Source organism: Pseudoalteromonas sp. CST2 (assembly GCF_028599385.1).
GTDB lineage: Bacteria > Pseudomonadota > Gammaproteobacteria > Enterobacterales > Alteromonadaceae > Pseudoalteromonas > Pseudoalteromonas atlantica.
On the sequence record NZ_JAQREO010000003.1, the window covers coordinates 268,330 to 291,421 of the forward strand.

Annotated in this window: 17 protein-coding genes; 5 read left to right on the plus strand and 12 right to left on the minus strand. The window is 41.0% G+C overall.

Annotated features, from left to right (window positions below; all coding sequences use genetic code 11):
- Positions 1–246: 246 nt before the first annotated feature.
- On the plus strand, positions 247–555 hold the full coding sequence (locus tag PSH41_RS06040) for a hypothetical protein (RefSeq protein ID WP_174694625.1): 309 nt from the start codon (positions 247–249) through the stop codon (positions 553–555).
- Positions 556–564: 9 nt separating this feature from the next.
- On the opposite strand, the gene rluF is transcribed toward PSH41_RS06040, so the two are convergent.
- The 10 genes from rluF to PSH41_RS06090 all read right to left on the minus strand — a co-directional run bounded on the left by rluF (position 565) and on the right by PSH41_RS06090 (position 16,048).
- Positions 565–1,551, minus strand: a complete 987-nt coding sequence (rluF, locus tag PSH41_RS06045; protein WP_029774482.1) for a 23S rRNA pseudouridine(2604) synthase RluF — start codon at positions 1,549–1,551, stop codon at positions 565–567.
- A gap of 76 nt (positions 1,552–1,627) precedes the next feature.
- Positions 1,628–2,707 (minus strand): DUF418 domain-containing protein, encoded by a 1,080-nt coding sequence (locus PSH41_RS06050; protein ID WP_273588607.1) that lies wholly within the window; start codon positions 2,705–2,707, stop codon positions 1,628–1,630.
- A 34-nt stretch (positions 2,708–2,741) separates the two neighbouring features.
- A complete protein-coding gene (locus PSH41_RS06055; protein WP_121638494.1) occupies positions 2,742–3,956 on the minus strand; it encodes an EAL and HDOD domain-containing protein in 1,215 nt (404 codons plus the stop codon).
- 91 nt (positions 3,957–4,047) lie between these two features.
- Complete coding sequence (locus PSH41_RS06060; protein ID WP_273588485.1) at positions 4,048–5,583, minus strand: glycogen synthase; 1,536 nt, start codon at positions 5,581–5,583, stop codon at positions 4,048–4,050.
- Positions 5,584–5,624: 41 nt separating this feature from the next.
- Positions 5,625–6,926 (minus strand): glucose-1-phosphate adenylyltransferase, encoded by a 1,302-nt coding sequence (glgC, locus tag PSH41_RS06065; protein ID WP_004586432.1) that lies wholly within the window; start codon positions 6,924–6,926, stop codon positions 5,625–5,627.
- A gap of 14 nt (positions 6,927–6,940) precedes the next feature.
- The gene (locus PSH41_RS06070) at positions 6,941–9,478 is read right to left on the minus strand and encodes a glycogen/starch/alpha-glucan phosphorylase (protein ID WP_273588484.1); all 2,538 of its coding nucleotides are present in this window, start codon (positions 9,476–9,478) and stop codon (positions 6,941–6,943) included.
- Positions 9,471–11,534, minus strand: a complete 2,064-nt coding sequence (glgX, locus tag PSH41_RS06075) for a glycogen debranching protein GlgX (protein ID WP_273588483.1) — start codon at positions 11,532–11,534, stop codon at positions 9,471–9,473. The genes PSH41_RS06070 and glgX overlap by 8 nt, the downstream gene beginning before the upstream one ends.
- Entirely contained in the window at positions 11,527–13,746 is a 2,220-nt protein-coding gene (gene glgB / locus PSH41_RS06080) for a 1,4-alpha-glucan branching protein GlgB (RefSeq protein ID WP_273588482.1), read from the minus strand. The genes glgX and glgB overlap by 8 nt, the downstream gene beginning before the upstream one ends.
- Positions 13,739–15,736, minus strand: a complete 1,998-nt coding sequence (malQ, locus tag PSH41_RS06085; RefSeq protein ID WP_273588481.1) for a 4-alpha-glucanotransferase — start codon at positions 15,734–15,736, stop codon at positions 13,739–13,741. Before malQ ends, glgB begins: the two co-directional genes overlap by 8 nt.
- A 9-nt stretch (positions 15,737–15,745) precedes the next feature.
- Positions 15,746–16,048: an isoamylase early set domain-containing protein gene (locus PSH41_RS06090; RefSeq protein WP_004586437.1), complete on the minus strand. Its 303-nt coding sequence runs from the start codon at positions 16,046–16,048 to the stop codon at positions 15,746–15,748.
- A 374-nt stretch (positions 16,049–16,422) separates the two neighbouring features.
- Here PSH41_RS06090 and PSH41_RS06095 point away from each other — a divergent pair, with 374 nt between their 5' ends.
- Positions 16,423–17,355 carry a hypothetical protein gene (locus PSH41_RS06095; RefSeq protein WP_248443530.1) on the plus strand — a complete coding sequence of 311 codons (933 nt, stop codon included), beginning with the start codon at positions 16,423–16,425 and terminating at the stop codon, positions 17,353–17,355.
- Between the two features lie 64 nt (positions 17,356–17,419).
- Here PSH41_RS06095 and PSH41_RS06100 read toward each other — a convergent pair whose 3' ends face one another.
- Together PSH41_RS06100 and PSH41_RS06105 are read right to left on the minus strand one after the other, a co-directional pair.
- Positions 17,420–18,592, minus strand: coding sequence for a cellulose-binding family II protein (locus PSH41_RS06100; protein WP_273588480.1), 1,173 nt, complete (start codon positions 18,590–18,592; stop codon positions 17,420–17,422).
- 128 nt (positions 18,593–18,720) lie between these two features.
- Positions 18,721–19,149 (minus strand): Lrp/AsnC family transcriptional regulator, encoded by a 429-nt coding sequence (locus PSH41_RS06105; RefSeq protein ID WP_273588479.1) that lies wholly within the window; start codon positions 19,147–19,149, stop codon positions 18,721–18,723.
- Between the two features lie 182 nt (positions 19,150–19,331).
- Here PSH41_RS06105 and PSH41_RS06110 point away from each other — a divergent pair, with 182 nt between their 5' ends.
- Genes PSH41_RS06110 through astD form a run of 3 tightly spaced genes read left to right on the plus strand, consistent with a single transcriptional unit; the run spans position 19,332 to position 23,091 of the window.
- The gene (locus PSH41_RS06110) at positions 19,332–20,537 is read left to right on the plus strand and encodes an aspartate aminotransferase family protein (protein ID WP_029774471.1); all 1,206 of its coding nucleotides are present in this window, start codon (positions 19,332–19,334) and stop codon (positions 20,535–20,537) included.
- A 45-nt stretch (positions 20,538–20,582) separates the two neighbouring features.
- On the plus strand, positions 20,583–21,617 hold the full coding sequence (gene astA / locus PSH41_RS06115; protein WP_024031782.1) for an arginine N-succinyltransferase: 1,035 nt from the start codon (positions 20,583–20,585) through the stop codon (positions 21,615–21,617).
- A 7-nt stretch (positions 21,618–21,624) separates the two neighbouring features.
- Entirely contained in the window at positions 21,625–23,091 is a 1,467-nt protein-coding gene (astD, locus tag PSH41_RS06120; protein WP_273588478.1) for a succinylglutamate-semialdehyde dehydrogenase, read from the plus strand.
- Position 23,092 lies beyond the last annotated feature (1 nt).

Here is a 23,092-nt window from a genome sequence, read left to right on the forward strand (position 1 = left end):
CAAGGCAGAGCCTATGTAGTGTGGTTATTCCCCATAAATAGGCGATAACGTGGAATAAATGCCAAACATGCGCTGCCCGGAGGGTTCTGCCTAGGGGCAATTTACTCTTTGTTGCTCAGTTTTTACTTAGTCCACTAGGTTACAAACCTCGCGCCACGATTAAACCGCCCCTAGTTTGAACAAATTTAATCCTGAAAGGTCAACAGGCCCTAGCACGATGGGAAGCTTAGGGGCTGGCTGGGTATTTTGTTTATACCGGTTTTAGTTTATTTATGGCTGTGGGCTAGTTTTTGTATTTCAGTAAAGTTATGGACGTATTATTATAGCGACAATAGCTGGCAGCAAGAGTACCAGCTACTGGCTGTAGAGGCGTGTCCGAGTGATTACGAATACAGCTGCGCAAAACTGGTTGTGCTTGATTTACAAACTTACAGAAAGCGCTCTTTTAGGTGGTATTTAGATAAACCAGCATTAAAGCGGCTAAAAAATGAGAAAATAAACATCGTAGGCGTTAAAAGCCCACTCGGTAACGTTGTACATCAAATACAATGGTAAGTGCGCACGCTATTTTTTTAAACTTAACGTGCCAGATGAACGCGCTTTACCGTTTGCTGGCTTTTTGTTGTTTGCGCTTTTGCTATCACCTTGCGTATTTTTACTAGCTCCACCTTTACCTACATAGGTGGTTGAGCGCTTTTGAAAGGGCGTGTTACTTCTTTGAGTGCGAGTGCCTCGTTCATTATTAAAGGCGCGTGGGTTTTCCCCCTGAAAATCACGCTTTTTAGGCTCGCCTTTGTTATTGGCATTTTGCTTATTGGTATCAACCGAGTGCTCTTGCGTTTTACCCGAATCAGCAATGGAGTCATTAATTTGCGCCATTTCTACGTCGGTTAAATGTCGCCACTGGCCTACTTTTAAGCCCTTTAACGTTACATTCATAATGCGGGTACGTTTAAGGGTCACAACTTCATAACCTAGGTATTCACACATACGACGAATTTGGCGGTTTAACCCCTGCGTAAGCACTATTTTGAATTCTTGCGGAGCTGTTTGTGTCACTTTACATTTTTTTGTAACGGTATCTAAAATAGGAATACCGTTGGCCATTTTGCTCACAAATTGGCGATTGAGTGGTTTATCAACTGTCACCACGTATTCTTTTTCGTGGTTATTACCCGCTCGCAAAATTTTATTAACGATATCGCCTTCGTTAGTTAAAAAAATCAATCCTTCTGAAGGTCTATCTAAACGGCCGATAGGAAATATACGGGTGGGATAATTAACGGCTTTAACAATATTACTTTGAATTTTACTCTCGGTGGTACAAGTAATACCCACTGGCTTATTATACGCAATGTACACGCGTTTTGGTTTTTCGCGCAGCGGTTTTCCATCTACTAAAACAGTATCGGTATCAGCCACTTTTACGCCCATTTCAGGCGTATTACCATTAACCGTTACACGACCTTGCTCAATATATTTATCGGCTTCACGGCGTGAACAAAAACCTGTTTCACTAATAAATTTATTTAAACGTTTTAATTCGGTCATGGCACTTAATGGTCCTAATTTTAAAGGCGACTAGTGTAAACCACACGCCATTATTTTTCGCCCCTAATTTAAACCTTTACGCATTAATTTTTGCAATTTTTGCTTGAGTTAACCTGCGCCAAACATATTCCAGTGGCCCTTGCTCATAATAGCGACAATATAAAGCTGTAAACAATAGCTGCACGCTAACTAGGCCAGTCGCGACTATCCAATAGTCTATTCGGTTAAAACTTAATACCCACTGCGGATACAACACTTTATAAAGCAATAGCTGCATCAGTGTTTGGCATATATATAAGGTAAAAGCTAAGCGCCCAGCTTGCTGAATAAGCCGACCCACATGAGCACGGTTATTACAAAATTTCACGATGAGATGAATATAAAATACAGTCATGAACAATGCGGCAAAGGTATTTATAAACTCTTGTATAGCGAACCCTGCTCCTCCTGTAAACTTTGACGCATAAAGCCTCATGCCTGAAAAAATAAAGGCACCAGCTATACAAACAATAAGGTGCGGCTTAGTTAAACCTTTACTAAAAACCTCATTTTTATATAAATATATGCCAATCAGCATTAGCCCTACGCACAGCCACATGATCATGATAGGAACAGCTACCAGCATTAATACATTCATACCTAGATTACTCAAAAAGTAATCGCTGTAATGCGGGCTATATAAATCGATATACTGTGCTGAATCACGATAAACGACCTCATCTGGCGCACTAAAGAGCACCAACCCCGTGGCTACACAACCAATTAAAAGAAACTCCCCTGCCCTTTTTACAAGCAGTCGGTTATTACTTTGCAAATATTTTAGAACAAACCAGCCAGATACACCGTACAAAAATAAAATGTCGCCAGCCCAAAGTAAAAAACCATGTACCAAACCAAAAATGATGAGCCAATGCAATCGCGCTTTTAAAGGTGCTATTGATTTAACTTTTTGCCATTGAATATAAAGCCCTGCCCCAAACAGTAAGCTAAACAGCGTTCTAAATCGGCCATCAACAAAAAAAGTACTCACAGCATGGATAAGGGTGTCGCTAAAAGGCGGGGTAGATAAAGGAATATAGCTATAATCCATTAAGCCAAACGCATAGCCATTCATATACACTAGGCAAAGCACGGCAATGCCGCGAATAAAGTCCATATTATAATTTCGCATAATGAGCGGTTACTGTCCTTTAACTATTATTTTTATAATTATCTGCCCAATCTACGGCTTGATTATATAACCCTGGCAGCACATCACTTTTAACATTAAGTAATATAACGGCTTTTTCTAATGTCCACCAGCTACCTGTTTCGTACGCTTGTACTACATTTAAAATATAATATAGGGTGTTTTTTTCGTTTAATAATGCCGCTTTAATATCATCAGGAAAAGGTAACTTTTCGACTAATAAACTCATAGGTTGATCGAGTATCGCATCTAGTAACGAAAACAAGCCGGTTAAAAACGCCTCACCCGCCAACGATTTAGACACTTGCTTTGCTATTAGCTCACAAAAGCGTGCTCTAACTACACACACTTGCATTAGTTCTGCTGGCTTTTTTCCCGCGGTGTGCGCGGTAACAATTAAACTAACAAACTTTTTTAAATGCTCATGCCCTAAATACACTAACGCCTGTTTAATAGATGATATTTTACTCTGAATAGGAAAAACACCGCTGTTAATTAGCCGCATAAGCTTATAAGCCAAGGCCGCATCGGCTTCAAATAACGTACTAATTTGCTTTATATCTGGGCTTGGTTTCATTACTTGCGCGTAAATAGCCACAACTAACGCATAGTTATAATCAATGTCTTGCTGTTCGTGCATTGTGGGCTTGGCAAAAAAGTAGCCTTGAAAGTAATCAAACCCCATTTTATGTGCTTGGTGATAATCTGCTTGGGTTTCTATTTTTTCTGCTAATATTTTTATTTTTTTATGCTGTTTTAGTTTTTCTACAATCTCAGCAATATCTGATAAAGGCGTTTGCGCAATATCAAACTTTACTAGCTTAATAAACTTTAAAAATCGCTCCCATTGCTCGTTATAAACAAAGTCATCTAATGCGAGTTTATAGTTTTTATGAAAAAGCTCTCTGCAAAGCTGATAGTTATCGTCGGTGGGTTCAATGGTTTCTAATAGCTCAATGACCACATCTTTGCAGGGTAAAAAGTCACATAAATTGTGCTTTAAAGAGTCTGGGCCTATATTTATCAGTGCCGTTTTACCTGAGGTGATGTGGCGTGTGCCTAAATTAAGCTGGTTTTCCATTATTAGGCGAGCAGTTGCTTGACCTTCTTCTATATCGGGAAAAAAGTTTTCAGCACTATTACGAAATAAAAGCTCGTAAGCAACTACATTTTGCTTACGATTGAATATTGCTTGCCTTGCAACAAATACAGACACATTACCTACTTCTTATTTTTATACTCAAACTAAGTAATTAATAGCGTAAATAGGTATAAATGTCACTTCTGCTGCGTTTAATTTTAATGATTTAGCAATACATGCTTGAAATATAATCAGCAGCGACCGTTTCCCACGAAAAACGTGCTCCTTTAGCATTAGCAGTAATGTTACTCCATTGCTTAGGATTTTGCTGTTTTAGCGTAAGGGTTTCAGTCAAGCATGTCATTAACCCATCAACTTGTATATTCAACGAGCCGCCAGAAAATGCAAAGCCATTGTTGTTGTGGCTTACGGTGTCTTTTAAACCGCCAACACTGTGTACTAAACAAGGTTGCCCTGCGCGCATAGCAAGCATTTGACTAATTCCGCATGGCTCAAACGAGCTTGGCATTAAAAATAAATCCCCTAGCTCATATAGGCTATCGCCAATACCTTGCCCATAACCTTTTAAAAACAATAAGTTTGCATTGCGTGCCATGGCCTTGGTGAAAATGCTTTCAAGGGCTTTGTCACCAGAGCCTAAAATAATAAGACGACCATTAAAACGGTTAATTATTTCACACACTTTATCAAGCGCTAATGCATTACCGTATTGTTGGCAAAGTAATAACACCTTTTGCTCGGTCAGCCTGCCAACACTTGTTACGAGGGGCCCATCTATTGGCGTGTTTTTAAACTGCAGCATGCGCTGATGCGCCACATAGTAGCTCGTTTCAAGCTGCTCATGTTTTGCCATCCAGTTAAATAAAGTATGTTCAATACGCTCATACAAGAGCGATAAAGTAACCTGCTCAGGGTTTTTCTCAGGGTATTCACAGCCATTTAATATTCCCACCACCTTGCCTTGAGCCGATTGATTTTGTAAATCAAGCTCTAAGCCTTCTCCACCAAAAAAACCTTGCTGATAATTACTCGGCTTTAGTACCTCAGTACTGTAAGTAGGTGAGACTAAATGAACTTTATCTGCCAAATTTATAGCACTGCGCATAGGGTTAAAACAGTGTGGGTAACGAGGGTCGCACAAATGTTGCCCGTTATAACCTAACGACGGAAACCAAGCCTCCAAACTCGAGTCGTCGTGTTTAAAAGGCCTGATCCCTTGCAGTGCTAAATTATGAACTGTATAGGCAATATGTAAATTAGCGAGGGTATCGTAGCGTTTATCAAATTTTAATAATACGGCGACACACGCGCTATGCCAATCGTGTAAATGCAGTGCTTGAGGGCGCGTTATTAAACCCTGTAGCAGCGCTTCACATAGAGCGGCACTAAATAATGCATATTTTGTTGCATCAGTAGCAAAAGGTCGCCCGGGTTGGTCATTGCAATACACCGAACCCGATTGGTTAAACAGTGGGTGCGAAATAACAAATTGATTAATGTGTGTGTTGTCATCACTTATTTTAAATAAAGATAATACCTGTGGCTGCGCTCTAAATATAACAGTGACATCACCTATATATTCACGTTGCAGTTGCTCAAACCCATAATCAGGAATAACAACATCTACGCTCACGCCTTGTGCTGCTAGTGCTTTTGGGGCATCTCTGACTACATCTGCTACCCCGCCCACTTTAGCGTTTGGTAGAGCATCGTTTTCTGCGGCAACCATTAATACATGCATTTATTTACTACTTCCTTAACCTTTGTTATTCGCATCCGATTTTAAGCGAACTTTTTATTTTCGTGTGCTTGACGTTCAAGCTTTTTAGCAAGTTCCGTGAGCATATCACGGGTGACTAATACGATGCCTTTTTTAGACACCCTAAAGCCATTTTCTTCATCGGCTTTTCTATCGTAGCCAATTTCAAGCCCTGCGGGTATTTCACAGCTTCGATCAATTATCGCTCGCTTAATTTTACAATGACGATTAATGAGAGCCCCGGGTAAAATAACCGATTGCTCTATTTCGCAAAATGAACGCACGTGTACGTTAGAAAAAAGCAGTGATTTTCTAACCACGGAGCCCGATACAATACACCCTCCTGATACCGTTGAGTCTACCGCCATACCTCGTCTATCTTCATCATCAAAAATAAACTTAGCCGGTGGCAACTGCTCTTGGTAGGTCCAAATAGGCCAGGTTGGATCGTATAAATCTAGCTGTGGCTCGGGCATTACCAATTCCATATTGGCTTCCCAAAACGAGTCTAACGTTCCTACATCGCGCCAATAAGGTTGCCCTTCTTGCATGGGATCTCTAAACGGGAACGCATACACACTGTGCTCTTCTATAATTGCCGGAATAATATCGTGCCCAAAGTCGCGGCCAGAACCTTCATTTTCAGCATCTTTTTTTAGCTGCTCAAATAAAAACTCAGTATTAAACACATAGTTGCCCATAGAGGCTAAGCAGGTACCTGGCTTACCAGGGACAGAGCTGGGGATCGAAGGTTTTTCATCAAAGCGACATACCCGATTTTTTTCATCAACGGTCATTACCCCAAAGGTATCTGCAGCCTCTTCAACAGGTACTTCAAGGCAACATACTGTCATGTCGGCTCCTTTTTGCACATGCTCGGCTAATAAAGCGCCGTAATCCATTCGATAAACGTGATCGCCTGACAAAATCATCACATATTTTGGCAGTTCGTGGCGAATAATATCCATGTTTTGAAAAACCGCATCGGCAGTCCCACAATACCACTCATCACCATTACGCTGAGATGCGGGTAAAATTTCAACCGACTCCCCCAGCTCCTTTTTAAAATGGCCCCAGGCGCGATTAACATGGCGAATCAAAGAGTGCGATTTATATTGTGTGGCTATGCCTACACGCCTCACACCCGAATTGATACAATTTGATAATGGAAAATCGATAATACGGTGCTTACCGCCAAAATAAACAGCGGGCTTTGCGCGCCAATCTGTCAATTCGTGTAAGCGTGAGCCGCGTCCACCAGCCAGTATTAACGCGTACGTATCTCGGGTTAAGCTACTTATGTAACGATTTGCATAACTAGGCATAATACTCTCTCCGTTTAGTCTGTGCTCTTAGTGGCATGGCTCGTAGTTGCGTGTAAGTCTGTTTCACTAATAGTTAGGGGGGTTAGGTGCCAAATATCTTCACTGTATTGGCTTATGGTTCTATCGCTTGAAAATATGCCGCTTGCGGCCGTATTTAAAATACTCATTTGCGTCCAATGCGTTTGGTCTTGATACGCAGCCTCTACCTGCTTTTGCGCTGCCACATAGCTTTCAAAGTCATGTGCAACCAGCCACGGATCGTGAGGGCTTTTAATAGCATTAATAATGTCGTCAAATAAATTAGGCTCAAACAGGTTAAATTGCCCGCTTTCGAGTAACTGCATTACGTGGCTTAGGTCGCTGTTTTGCTCTATTAAATGAGAAGGGTTATATCGAGATTTAATATCATCAATTTGATGAGCCTGCGCACCAAACAAAAAGAAATTATCAGCGCCAACAGCGTCTCTAATTTCAATATTCGCCCCATCTAACGTACCAATAGTAAGCGCACCATTCATCATAAACTTCATGTTACCGGTGCCTGATGCTTCTTTACCTGCGGTCGATACTTGCTCTGATAAATCAGTTGCAGGGCAAATAGTTTCCATGGCGGTCACATTATAATTTGGCAAAAACGCAACTCGTAAATAAGGCGCTGCAAGTGGGTCTTTATTAATAACCTCAGCTACGTTATTAATTAGCTTAATTATTTTTTTAGCCATGTAATAACCAGGCGCGGCTTTACCCCCTAGCAGCACACAACGTGGTACTAAGTTTGTGGTATCGCCTCGGCGTATACGGTCATATAAATGAATAACATGAAGTACATTTAATAACTGGCGTTTGTATTCGTGAATACGTTTAACTTGTACGTCAAACATCATCTCTACATCAAAATCAACACCACAGCGCTCTTTCACTAAATCGACGAGACGTTGTTTGTTTTCGCGTTTAACATTTTGCCATTGCTGATGAAACGCGGTGTCGTCGAAGTAGCGGCGTAATTGGCTTATATCTGCAAAATCGCTAACCCATTTTGAGCCAATTTTTTCTGTAATTAAATGACTCAAGGCCGGGTTGCAGTGAGCTAACCAACGCCTTGGGGTAACCCCGTTGGTTTTATTATTAAACTTGTTAGGCCAAAGCTCATAAAAGGTTTTAAATAGCCCTTCTTTTAAAAGTTGGGTATGTAGTGCGGCCACACCATTTACCGAATAGCTGCCCACAATCGCTAAATAAGCCATGCGTATTTGCGGCACGTCGCCTTCTTCAATTAACGAAAGCGCACGCTGCTTACTTGCATCGCCTGGCCAATGCTGAGCCACTTGCGCTAAAAAGCGAGCGTTTATTTCATAAATAATTTCTAAAATTCGCGGCAATAGTTTTGCAAAAAGCGGCACTGACCATTTTTCTAACGCCTCTGGCAATAGCGTGTGGTTAGTGTAAGCCATTGTGCTGGTTGTAATTTCCCATGCGTTACCCCAATCAAGCTCGTAATCATCAACTAAAATGCGCATTAACTCTGCCACGGCAATACTTGGGTGCGTATCGTTTAATTGAAATACATGATGGGCTGCAAAGTCACTAAAGTCTTCGCCGTACTGTTCAACCCATTGCGATACAATATCTTGAATACTCGCTGATGATAAAAAGTACTGTTGGCGTAATCTAAGCTCTTTACCATTTTCACTGCTGTCATTTGGGTAAAGCACCATTGTGATTTGTTCTGCTAGGTTTTTTTGCGCTACCGCTTCTGAATAACTCCCCGCGTTAAACTCGGTTAAGTTAAATTCGTCGGTCGCTTCTGATTTCCATAGCCTTAGCGTATTAACAATGTCGTTTTTATAACCAGGAATAGGCACATCATATGGCACAGCTAATACGTCGTGACAACCAATCCATTGACGGTGTTCGCGCCCATGTTTGTCGGTATAACTTTGTACGTGCCCAAAAAACTTCACTCGTTGTGATTGCTCAGGCGCGGCAAGCTCCCACGGGTGCCCCTCACGAAGCCAGTTATCGGGTTGCTCAACTTGGTGGCCATTTTTTAATGATTGGTTAAACATACCGTATTCGTAGCGAATACCGTAACCAACCACGGGAAGTGCAAGGCTTGCACAACTATCTAAAAAGCAGGCAGCTAAACGCCCAAGGCCACCATTACCTAGCCCTGCATCGTGCTCTGCCTGGGCTACGGTTTCAATTGTAGTGCAATACTCTTGCAGTGCACTGGAGACTTGTTCGTCTAAGTCGAGATTTAAAATTGCATTACCAAGTGCTCTACCCATTAAAAATTCTAGCGATAGGTAAGCTGTTTTACGGCGTTTTTCTTGCTTGATTTGTTGTTTGGTTTCTCTGCAACGAGCAACAAGCCGATCTCTTATTGTCAGCGCAAGCGCATGATATAAATACAGTTGCGACTCACCCACTTTGTCACGCCCTAAACTGTAATAAAAGTGCCGAGTTAAATCATCTTTTAAAGTGCTTTCATCAATTACAGGGCCTTCTTGCCACCCTTTTACCACACACACATTTTCGTCTTGCTTAGACATGACCATCGTCCTCTAAATTTGCACTAAAAACCCAGCTGCTTTGTGCTGAAATTTCGACTATTGCATCCTCTTTACTACTCACCGATGCGTTATGTACACTTGATAAAACCATGTCCCATTGCGCCGCGATTGGCGATGGGGGTAACTTACAAAAAACTGTTTTTTTACTCGCATTTAAAATGATTAATAAGGCGTATTTATTTTGCTTATCTAACAAGCTATACATTAAAAACTGGCGCTGTGGCTCGTGCCAATGCTCGTTGGTCATTTTTACGCCTTGCTCGGTAAACCATTTAACCGTAAAGCGCTCGTCTATATCTTCTGAAAACACGCTGTGTTTAAACGCACTGTGACCACGTCTTATTTTTAGTGCATCGTCAATAAATCGGGTTAGTGAATGATTTAGCTGTGAGTCTTTCCATGCCAACCAACTGGTGCGGTTATTTTGACAATACGCATTATTATTGCCCCCTTGCGAGTGACCCATTTCACTGCCTGAGGCAATCATAGGCACCCCTTTTGAGAGTATTAGCGTAAGTAAAAAGTTCTTTTGTTGCTGCAGTCTTAGGGCAATAATTTTGGCATCATTAGTAAACCCTTCAACACCACAATTGGTGGAATGATTAGCGCTATGGCCATCGCGATTTTGCTCGCCATTCGCTTCATTATGTTTGTGCTCATAACTCACTAAATCGGCAAGCGTAAAACCATCATGGCTGGTAATAAAATTAATGCTGTTTAGCGGCCCGCGCTGGCTGTGCTCAAAAATATCAAATGAGCCATGAATACGTTTTGCCACATTTGCAATAACGCCTTCTTCGCTTTGCCAAAATCGGCGTATTACATCTCTGTATTGGTCATTCCACTCTCGCCAAGGTGCAGCAAAAGAACCCAGTTGATAACCTCCTGGCCCTATATCCCAGGGCTCACTAATAAGCTTTACACGGCTTAATACAGGGTCTTGTTCAATGGCTTGAAAAAACGCATGGGCGCTATTAAAACCATGGGCATTTCGGCCTAAAATGGTGGCTAAATCAAACCTAAATCCGTCTACTCCCATTACTTGCACCCAATAACGTAAGCTATCAAGTACCAGCTTTAAGGTTTTAGGATGATCAATATTAATGGTGTTACCACAGCCGGTATCGTTTATATACACCTGAGGCTTATCAGCCACCGTCCGGTAATAAGCTAGGTTATCTAACCCCCTGAGCGATAAAATCGGCCCATCGGCGCCCGCTTCTGCGGTGTGGTTATAAACCACATCTAAAATAACCTCTATATCCGCTTTATGAAGCTCACTAACCATGCGCTTAAATTCGTTAATGTCATCATCAACTAAATAATCTTTATGGGGGGTAAAAAAGTTGAGTGTGTTGTAGCCCCAATAATTTTGCAGCCCTTTTGCTGTTAAAAACTGCTCACTTATAAAAGCATGTACAGGGAGCAGCTCTAGTGCGGTAACCCCTAAATTATGCAAATGCTCAATAAAGCTAGGGTGGCTTAAGCCTAAAAATTTGCCTTGTAAATTTTTAGGAATATTAGGGTGTCGGCACGTGGCGCCTTTTACATGGCACTCATAAATAACGGTATTAGACCAGCTATGGTTTGGCTTTTTATGTTTATAAGGCTGGCTATTAATAACCCGTGATTTAGGTATATCAATGGCATTATTAACGGTGCTTTTCGTGCCAATAGGCATTTGCCCATAGTGGCGCTCACTCCATGTAAATTCGCCAAACAAGTCTTTTGCATAAGGGTCAATCAGCAATTTGTGCTCGTTAAACAGCAGACCTTTTTCAGGACTGTACTCCCCTTCTACGCGATACCCATATAATGCGCCTTCGGCTAAGGGCGCGACATGGGCTGTCCATATACCGCCTTCGTTGATATGCATGGTTACTTTTAATATTTCAGAGTGCCCGCTTTTATCAAATAAGCACACATAAGCTTGTGTTGCTTTAGGTGCGTACAAGCTAAAGTTAACGCCGCCACTGCTAATAGTTGCGCCAAGTGGCTGTGGTTGCCCATGTGAAACCTCAAATCGATTACTCATCTTCAACCTTTTGTAAATAAATAGTCGTTAACCCGCCCATTGCAATTTTAATGCTGTGCGAAAAGCCATGAGCGCTTGCCTTAACGCTTCTAACTGTAGCGTTTTTGTTTGCTGTTACTTTAATACCTGAGCCAAAAAAAGCATCATCATCGGTGTTTAAAATAACCTTATACTTACCCGCTGCGGGTACCCCAATTTCATACTCTTGATAAGAAACAGGCGTAAAGTTTGCCACTACTACAATAAAGTCGTGGGCATTTTTAGCATAACGTACAAAACTAAATATACTTTGCTCGTTATTGTTGTTATCTATCCATTCAAAACCCGCAGGGCTTGAGTCGAGTTCATACAGTGCAGGCGACTTTTTATAAACAGTATTAAGCGCTTGTACAGTGTTTTGTATACCGCGGTGGCTTTTATGCTCTAGCAAATGCCAATCAATAGAATGGTTGTGATCCCACTCTTTTCGCTGTGCTATTTCGCCTCCCATAAACAACAGCTTTTTACCGGGGTGCGCCCACATAAATGCGTAATACGCACGTAAATTCGCAAATTTTTGCCAATCATCACCAGGCATTTTTTCAATTAATGAGCCTTTACCATGTACAACTTCGTCATGACTTAGCGGTAAAATGTAATTTTCGCTAAATGCGTACACCATAGAAAACGTCATTTCGTGATGATGATGCTGCCTATAAAGCGGGTCATGTTGCATGTAATGAAGGCTGTCGTTCATCCACCCCATATTCCATTTGTAGCCAAAACCTAAGCCATTGTGATCAACACTTTGAGTGACCCCCGGCCACGCGGTCGACTCTTCAGCCACCATCATAATGCCCGGATTGTTTTTATAACTACGCAAATTCACCTGCTTTAAGCACTCAATAGCGCCTAGGTTTTCTCGTCCACCATAACAATTGGCAACCCATTCACCTTCTTTGCGGCTGTAATCTAGATAAAGCATTGAAGCAACCGCATCTACGCGCAGTCCATCAAGGCCAAATTGCTCTAGCCAATACATCGCATTAGAGATTAAAAAGCTTTTAACCTCCGGGCGGTCGTAATTATAAATATAGGTATTCCAATCAGGATGAAAGCCCTGTCGAATATCGGCATGTTCAAATAAATGCGTGCCGTCAAAGTGGTGTAAACCATGCGGATCACTAGGAAAATGCCCAGGCACCCAATCAAGTAGCACGCCTAAGTTTGCTTTGTGGCACTGCTGAACAAAGTATTTAAAACTGCTGTAATCACCAAAGCGACTAGTTGGTGCAAACAACCCCACTGGCTGGTAACCCCAAGAGCCATCAAACGGATATTCACTTATTGGCATTAATTGAATATGCGTAAAGCCCATTTCAAGCGTGTAATTAACCAGTTTGTCGGCAAGTTCGCTATAGCTTAAATAGCGGTTTTCTTCAGCCCTTTGCCATGACCCTAAGTGCACTTCGTAAATACTTACCGGCGCGTCTATATGGTTACGCTTTTGACGATTTTTAAGCTCGCTATCACTGAGCGAAATAGGCGTTGCTTGCTGTTGTAACACACTGGCCGTACCCGGAGCTTGCTGCATTTTAAAGGCAAACGGATCTGCTTTTTCAAGCACATCGCCTTGCTGTGTCACAATAGAAAATTTATAACAGGTATCGGGCTGAAGCCCTGCGATAAAAAGCTCCCATACACCACACGCAGGATGAAAGCGCATATAATGACGATTAGCTTGCCAAAGGTTAAATTCGCCAATAACAGATACACTGGCTGCATTAGGCGCCCACACACAAAAACGCACTCCATCAACCCCTTGTTGATTAATAAAGTGAGCGCCTAAATGTTTATATGCATGCTCTAAACTGCCTTCGTTAAATAAATACATTGCATCCGTATCTAGGCTGCTTGCAAAGCTATATTCATCGTAAAAACATAATGCTGAGTTTGCATATTCAACGTTGCACTTATAAGGTTGCGTTGGCATTTCGTTGCTTGTTGCAATAAATAAATCGCTGCTGTTATAACGCTTAGCAATAACTTTTTTATCATTAATAATAATATTTACATTTTTAGCTGCGGGTAAATACACGCGTATTTCGTAGCCATTTTTATAAGCATGTGCCCCTAAAAAGCTAAAAGGGTCTTTAAATCTGCCGCCTTGAAGTGCAGTTACCTGTGCGTCGTAATGGGTCTGTAATGAATCCTTTGGTGCGGTACTACTCATATCCTTTCCTTATTGAATTAACTGCAGCCAAGGTACTGGCATTATTTTTAAAAATAGCGTTGCTTGAATGAGTTAAAACACGGCGCCAATTTGGGTATTCGGTATTAGTACCGGGTATATTCACCGGATACGTTTGTTTATCTAAATCATCAAGCTGAAGTGCAAATAAACGGGTCTCACTGCGTGCAAGTGCTTTGGCAAGTTCACCGTAAACACACATAGCATCGCTAGTTTCGCTAAGTTGCTCTGCGCTATGTAACTGTATAAAACGCAGTAATCGTTGTTTTTCTTGTTGTCTTTCGTGCAATTGCTGTTGGTACTGCTGATCATCAATAAGCTGATACTGACGTTTAATATCTAAATCATCTGTTTGCCACCAGCCGCAAAATGGCGGTACGTCATGATTCGCTATCATAATTAAACAATGCTTAGGTAATTCTTGTAACGGTAAAAACTCACCATCATGTTGTTTTTCAAAATAAAATAAGCTATTTGAATAAATACCACTTACAGCAAGTGCGTGTTTTACCTCGGGCGGGACTATGCCTAAGTCTTCACCTATTACTATGCACTGATTAAGGTGAGACTCTATTTTTAAAATAGCCAATAAGTGCTCGAAAGGGTAATAAACATAACAGCCATCTTGTGTATGGTTATTTTCAAAGCACCACCATAAGCGCCTTAGTGCCATAACATGATCAATGCGCAAACCGCCAACGCCTTGCATGTTTGCGCTAATAAGTGAGCGATAAAAGGCAAAGTGATCATTTTTTAATTGTTGCGGGTTAAGCGCAGGCAGCCCCCAATTTTGCCCTGCTTGCGCCCAAGGGTCTGGCGGTGCGCCAACATTGGCATTATCACTAAAAAGTGATTGCTGAGATTGATACTCAACGCCATCTCCTGCACAACCAACAGCAAGGTCATTAATTAAACCTATTGCCATGCCTTTATTTAAACAGTGCTGCTGACAATGGCTTAATTGTAATTTAGCCTGCCATTGTAAGTAGTAATCAAAGGTAGGATTGGCTGAATTTAGCGTAGTTAGGGTCTGGGCGTTTTGTTTGCAAAACTGGGCAAACTCATCGCGTCGTGAAGCGCTAGCATGTGCTTCAAAATGACTAAATAGCGCTTTAAATAATGCATATTTAACTGCGCTTACTTTTTCATAATTTATAAACTGTTCATTGCTGTTAAAAAGCGCTTTTACCTCATCACTGTGTAACAAAGCATCTAATTGTGGATTGTTTTTAGCATCAGCTGATAGTTCAACACAAATGTACAAAGGATTTAATAACGCACGGCTATTAGGGCTATAGGGACTGGCTCGCTCACTCTGCTGTGCAAACAGCAAATGTAATGGGTTGAGTAATATGTAGTCCATGTGTTGCTGTGCACATAAGTCACATAGCTCTAGTAAATCATTAAAATCCCCTACACCTAGGCCTGCTTTGTTTTTAACTGTGTACAACTGCAGCGAAAGCCCAGTGCGCTTAGTATCATCTACTTGAAAAACTTTTTCTGGGGTGGCCCACAATTGAATCTCTTTGCTTTGCTCCCCTACACTAACCAGCGCCTGATGATAACCTACCGGAATAGCTCCTAACGGCACTGCTACTTCAATATAACGCACGCCATGTACATAGTAATCGCCCGTAATAGCCAAACTATGTAAGTTAGCACGCTCATAGGTTACGTTTAACTTTGGCAACGTTATCGCCACAGGTAAATCACGTTGACGCTCATCTATGCGAATATAAAAAAGGTTATCAGTTAAATTCACTAAGCTGGTATCGGGTGCTAACTCTAACCAAGGCGCAACATCTAATTGATAATTAAGCTGTGCTATTTGGTGTTCATCTTCGGTATTTACACCACAACATTGTAAGGCACGTTTGCGCGTGTCTTCGTTAAATATAACCTGCTCGCCCGTGTATTTAGTAAACTCATAACCAATACCGTGCAGATAAAACAACTGCGAAAGTGCGTCCATTTACTCGCCTTAATTTATGCGTTGAGTGTTCACTATGCTATTTTCTGTGCCAAATGTATTAGGTAGGTAGTCATCTGCTTGGTGGTCGTTATCCCAAATATCACCATTAATTAAGTAACGAAAATGAAACTGCTGATCAACTGGCAAGCGTTGCTTACATTTAAACACCCCTTCTTTTTTATTAAGCTTCATAGGCACCGGCTGCCAATCGGTAAATTCGCCAAGTAAACTTACTTGCTCTGCATCAGGGTGGGTAAACTCAAAGGTAACTTCAGCTTCATTTTTTGTTTTGAAAAAACGTTTATTCAACATAGTAGGCTCCAACTAAACCAAAATGGGTACTTAATCTTTGCCACAGGGCCGATACAACACTTTAAAGGGCGATGTGGGGTGCATTTAAACATCATTAAACGCAGGTAATTTAAACAAATTTTTATTTACGCATTATTACAGTGCAAAAAAGTTTTGAGCTGCACATATAAGGTGCGATTACGATAAAAATTTTCGCTTATTAATGACAAACTAATGTACAGCAAGTATTAAACCAACTTAATCATTTTTCATTATTAATATATTGAGTAAAAAATCGTATAAAAGGTTCACACTAACCTATAAAATTCTTTCGTTATCAGTGTGCTTAAGTAATAATACACAGCATCTTACGTCTCTGAAATACCAAAAATTTCATGTTGAAAAAAAGCATTTTATTTACTACGGTAATTGTATTTATTGCACTTGCCTCCTTTGTAAGCCTTTCTATATATACCCTTTATAGTAAAAAGCAATTATCAGTAGACCCTAAATTAAAAGAAATTTCAGGCATTGAGTTTGATAAAAAAAAGCGTTTGTGGGCGATTAATGATGGCGGTGACGACCCAAAACTTTATCGCCTGGGCGAAGATGGCGCTATTGAAAAAGAAATCCTTGTTACGAATGCTAAAAATATAGACTGGGAAGACATGACGCAAAATAAATTTGGTCATTTTTTCTTAGGTGATTTTGGCAATAATAAAAACGACAGAAAGTGGTTAACTATCTATAAAATAGAAAACCCAATAGATATAAAAACAGAGACCACCGAAGCCGAAATTATTAAATTCACCTATCCTGAAATGGACGGCACTCCCATTACGCCTAACAAACGCAACTTTGATTTAGAAGCTTTTGTAGAGTACAAACGCCATTTATATTTATTTACCAAAAATAGAACTGAGCCTTTCGATGGCATAACCAATGTTTATAAAGTGGGCGATCATGCAGCCAATTTTGATGCACAGTTAATTGATTCATTTAAAACTTGCACAACTTTAGAAAAACTCTGTTGGATCACATCCGCTGCTCTTAGCCCTGACAGGACTAAACTTGTGTTACTTGATTCTACAAGTATTTGGCTGTTCGAAAACTTTAAAGGCGACAAGTTTTTTTCTGGTGATGTGTCTCGAATCGATTTAGGTATTGTTACGCAAAAAGAAGCGATCACCTTTTATGATGATAATACGCTTATTTTTACCGATGAAGAATTTAAAGGGCTGGTAGGAGGAAATGCTTACGTTATTAAATTAAACGAAGCACAAAAAACCGTTATCAGACAAGCGCCAAAGGCTGCTGTAAATAAATAGCTATACAATATTTACACAAAATTTTGCTATACACGTGGGCTTTAATAAAACGCTGCTCACGCTATTAATTTAATGCGTTGTTATTAAATGAGTGCAGCGCTTTTTCTACATCGACCCCCATAATAATAACGCCAATATGATCGCCCTTGGCATTTTTTATCGGTAAACTTAATTGCACCTGAAAATGATGTGTTGAGGCATCATATTCAACACTGTCAAAGCGATACGCTAAAGACTGCTGGTATACGAGGCTAAATTTATTCTCATCCCCTTGCCAATAATCACTGGTGATTTTGCTTATAGCCACATTTTTACCTTGCTCATCTGTCACTATAGTTTCGGTAATTATGCCTTTGAACTGCCTTTGCCATTGTTTTAAATATAAAGAAGCATCAGTAAATAGCATATTTTTAGCTAAATCATGTTGATGTGTTTTGACTTCTTTAATCCAATGCTCATCAGCGAGTTTAAGCGCTTTGTTAGTCAGCTTTATATGGTTACTTTGCGCTGCGGCAACGGTAATTATGGGCTGTGAAATTAACGCCTTTATTGGCTCTAACAATGTATTTAGTATTTGTACTTGTTCGCCCTGTGATAAATAAAACGGTGCAGGGGCACATTGAGGAATCGTTTCATCGAATTTTTCTAAAAAAGAAGGGTGCGAATTAATAAGCTTATTAGCAGCAAAAACCCCTAAAGGCACATAACGATAAAATGAGCGCGGATAGGCAGATGCGTCAATACCTAAGTGATCGGCAGCATTATTAAAATCATCTAAATCAAGTAATACTTTGTCTACTCTATGATGGTGAAGTACATTTACTATTTCTTCTAGCGAGTTTACTTCAACTAACGAGGTAATATTCTGCGTTTTAAACCAATTAGCCTGATAACTGCCATGGACCACGCCATAACGTAATTTTTTCGGGTCTTTATTAACACTATCGGGGTGAGTAAACCAGTACCAATTTTCTAGGTAAATAGGTGAAGACAACTTACCATACTGGCTCATCTCAGAGGTTAAATGCGTTGTAAAATACCCATCCAACCTACCTTGTTTTACCTCGCGACGAGCCCTCAGCCAAGGTAACGATTGCAACTCAAATGGCATGTCCATATTGTGTAAAATGCATTGCACTTGGTTAACCGCATTATCTGGTGTTGTAAGCGATACATTGGTACCAAATTTTAAGGGTTCAGTTAAAGTTAAAAGTGCAAAAAATAACGTTGTGGGCATAATCCATTGCTAAATAATTGTGTTAATTACAATTAGTATAGTAAGGCTTTGCGAAAATATCTAACTTCGATAAAATTAAATATTAAGTTAAATCAATAGGTAACCTTCCGCTTCAGTAACACTATACTTTAACGCTTAAATTTTGTTTCTAAAATCACTGAGGATGTTGTGCGCTCTACCCCGTCTAAATTACCTATATCATCAAGTAAATGGCTTAGCATTTCTAAGTTTTGCGCTTGCACTACAGCAATTAAATCAAACTCCCCACTAATGGCATAAAGCTGAGAAATAGCATCAATCTGTTTAAGTTCTAAATTGGTTTTAGTGGTGAGTTTTTGCATCACCTTTATAGATACATGAGCCGAGACCATACTGGTCAAATAGTCTTCACCGTAATCTACGCTATAGCCTTTTATAACTCCTGTTTCTTCAAGTTTTAACATACGGCTTTGCACGGTAGAGCGCGATAAATTAAGCATGCGTGCTAAGTCAGAGATACTGGCTCTTGCATTGGTTTTTAAAATTGAAAGTAGCTTTTCGTCTTGTGGAGTTATCATATTGCTTATTAATTTCGTTATTTTGACTTTTATTGTAATCATTTTTCACAAAATAGCACTGCAAATTTAACCTACAACCTTCGATAATAGTGCTTAATAACAAAAATTACCTAGCTGAGAAAACGCTAACGTTTTTATTTTGCTAATCTTTATTCAATATTCACAATTTTTAGGTGTACATAATGCAAGTAACAAGAGACTTATTTAACGATGTAATGGTGCCAAACTACAATCCGTCGGCAGTTATTCCAGTGCGCGGCGAAGGCTCACGTGTGTGGGATCAAAATAATAACGAGTTTATTGATTTTGCAGGCGGTATTGCCGTTAATTGTTTAGGCCACTGCCACCCAGCGCTTGTATCTGCTTTAAAAGAGCAAGGCGAGAAAATTTGGCACTTATCAAATGTAATGACTAATGAGCCAGCCCTGCGTTTAGCACAAAAAATGGTTGAAGCGACATTTGCAGATAAAGTGTATTTTGCAAACTCAGGCGCAGAAGCCAACGAAGCGGCTCTTAAGCTTGCTCGTCGTTTTGCACTTGACGAACACGGCGAAGAAAAATCGCAAATTATTGCCTTTAACAAAGGGTTTCACGGCCGTACATTTTTTACTGTAACGGTGGGCGGACAAGCTGCTTACTCTGATGGCTTTGGCCCTAAACCTGGCGACATTATGCATTGTGATTACAACGACATTGCAGCATTTGAAGCACTCATCAGTGATAAAACATGTGCCGTAATGATGGAGCCACTACAAGGTGAAGGCGGCATTATTTCACCTACCGACGAATTTGCTAAAAAAGTACGCGAGTTATGTACTAAGCACAATGCACTGCTAATTTTTGATGAAGTACAAACAGGCGTTGGCCGCACTGGCGATTTATACGCTTACGAAGGCTTAGGTGTAGTGCCCGATATTTTAACTACAGCTAAAGCGTTAGGCGGTGGTTTTCCTATTGGCGCTATGATCACTCGTACTCATATCGCAGAGCACTTAAAAGTAGGTACGCACGGCTCTACGTACGGTGGTAACCCACTAGCTTGTGCAGTAGCAGAAGCTGCATTTGACACCGTAAACACACCGGATGTACTCAACGGCGTTAAAGAGCGTGAACAACTATTTCGCGATGGTTTAAATGCAATAAACGAAAAATACAACGTATTTAGTGAAGTACGTGGTAAAGGTTTACTTATTGGTGCGGTATTAAACGATAAATTTGAAGGCCGTGCACGTGACTTTTTAGTTGCCAGTGCTAACAATGGTTTAATGAACCTTGTTGCGGGCATGAATGTCATTCGTTTTACCCCTTCTTTAGTTATTCCATTTGAAGATATTAAAGAAGGCCTAGCACGCTTTGAAAAAGCAGTAAGCGACGTAGTAAACGGCTAATTTAATTAAGCGCGCCTTAGGGCGCGCTGTTGGAGCAAGTAATAAATGCAAGTATTACGTCCTATTACCACTGAAGACTTTGCTGCACTTAAGCAAATTGCGATTGAATCGGGCCATGGGTTTACCTCACTTCCGGTGGACGACCAGCTATTAAAAGACAAAATAGACCGCGCCGAGAAAAGCTTTGCTAAAAATATCAATCAGCCGTTAGATGAAAGCTACCTATTTGTTTTAGAAGACAGTGAAACAGGTGAGGTTATTGGCACAACCGCCATAGAAGCCGCTGTTGGCTTATCGGTGCCGCTTTATCATTACCATTTAGGTAAAACAGTACACCACTCGCCTACACTTAATGTTTATAACACCGTTGATATTTTAAGCATGTGTAACGATTACACCGGATGCTCTGAAATATGTACTTTGTTTTTGCGCGAAAACAGCCGTAAAGGCTTAACCGGGCGCTTTTTATCACGCTCACGCTTTTTATTTATGGCGCAGCACAGCGAACGCTTTGCCGATACCGTGATTGCTGAAATGCGCGGTGTAAGCGACGAAGATGGTCATTCACCGTTTTGGCAGTGGCTGCAAGAGCACTTTTTTAGTATTGAGTTTCCCAAGGCCGATCATTTAGTGGGGCTTGGCGATAAAGTGTTTATTAGTGAGTTAATGCCTAAATACCCTATCTACGTCAACTTACTCAGTAAAAAAGCCCAAGCAGTGATTGGCAACGTGCATGAAAAAACTAAACCGGCACTTAAACTGCTCGAAAAAGAAGGTTTTGAGCACCGTGGCTATGTTGATTTGTTTGATGCAGGCCCAACGGTAGAAGCCAAGCTTGGTAATATTCGCAGTATTCGTGAATCTCAAGTTTGCCCTATTACTATTGGCGAGCTGGAACATATTAGCCAGCACAGCTCAGATACTTTAGCCGTTTGCAATCAAGGTGTAAGTGGGTTTAGAGCAACCTTTACCCAGCACGCCCACTATAACCACGCTAAACACACATTAGTAATAAGCCAAGAAGTGGCTGATGCCCTTAATTTATCCCAAGGAGATGCAGCGCGTTTTTTCCGCCTGTAAAACAACTATGAACACACACCTTATAAATAACCAATGGCATTCAGGCCAAGGCCCCGCTTTTAGCTCTGTTAATCCGAGTAACGGCAAAGTTGTATGGCAAGGTAATGGCGCAACAGCTGAGCAAGTAGATGCTGCAATCAATGCAGCTAGAGCCGCACAAGTACAATGGGCAGATACGCCTATTGAGTCGCGTATAACCATACTTGAAAACTTTGTAGCACAATTAAAAGAGCACGGCGAAGAATTTGCAGCCATTATAGCGCGCGAAACCGGCAAGCCTCTTTGGGAAACACGCACAGAAGTAGGCGCTATGACAGGTAAAGTGGCCATTTCGATTAAAGCGTACAACGAGCGTACCGGCACCACTGAAAACCCAATGCCGGGTGCAAAAGCCTTTATACGCCATAAACCACACGGCGTTGTGGCTATATTTGGCCCGTATAACTTTCCTGGGCATTTACCTAATGGCCATATAGTCCCTGCTATTTTAGCGGGTAACACCGTGGTATTTAAACCGTCTGAGCTAACTCCTCACGTTGCTGAATTTACTTTATCACTTTGGTTAAAAGCAGGCTTACCAGCAGGTGTTATTAACCTAGTGCAAGGTGAAGTAGAAACAGGTAAAGCTCTTGCTTCGCATCAAAACATAGACGGCTTATTTTTTACCGGCAGCTCAAACACTGGCCATTTATTACATAAACAGTTTGCAGGCCACCCAGGTAAAATATTAGCGCTTGAAATGGGCGGTAATAACCCTTTAATCGTTAAAAATGTAGCCGATGTAAGCGCTGCAGTGCACGATATTATTCAATCGGGCTTTATTACTTCTGGCCAGCGCTGTACTTGTGCACGCCGCGTGTTTATTGAGAAATCGCTCAATGGCGATGCTATTTTAGAAAAACTGATTAGCGCCACTAAAAACATTGTTGTTGATGACAGCTTTGCTGGCGATCAACCATTTATGGGTGCCATGATCAGCGAAAAAGCCGCCTTAGGCATGGTTGCAGCGCAAAATGAATTAGTTGCAAGTGGTGGCGAAATACTTGTTGAGCTTAAGCAGCTAAAAGCAGGCACTGGGTTTGTAAGCCCAGGTATTATTGATGTAACTAACATTACAAACATGGCCGATGAAGAACACTTTGGCCCGCTTATAAAAGTGTATCGCTACAACGACTTTGACAGCGCAATAGCAGAGGCTAATAACACCAGCTTTGGTCTATCAGCAGGCTTACTTGGCGATAACGAAGATGATTACAGCCACTTTTTAAAGCGCATTCGTGCCGGCATCGTCAATTGGAACCGCCCTATTACAGGTGCCTCTAGTGCAGCACCGTTTGGTGGCATAGGCGCAAGTGGAAACCACAGAGCAAGTGCGTATTATGCCGCTGATTATTGTGCCTACCCTGTAGCATCAGTTGAGGCCGATAAGGTAAACCTGCCACAAACTTTAGCGCCAGGCTTAGTAATTGAATAAG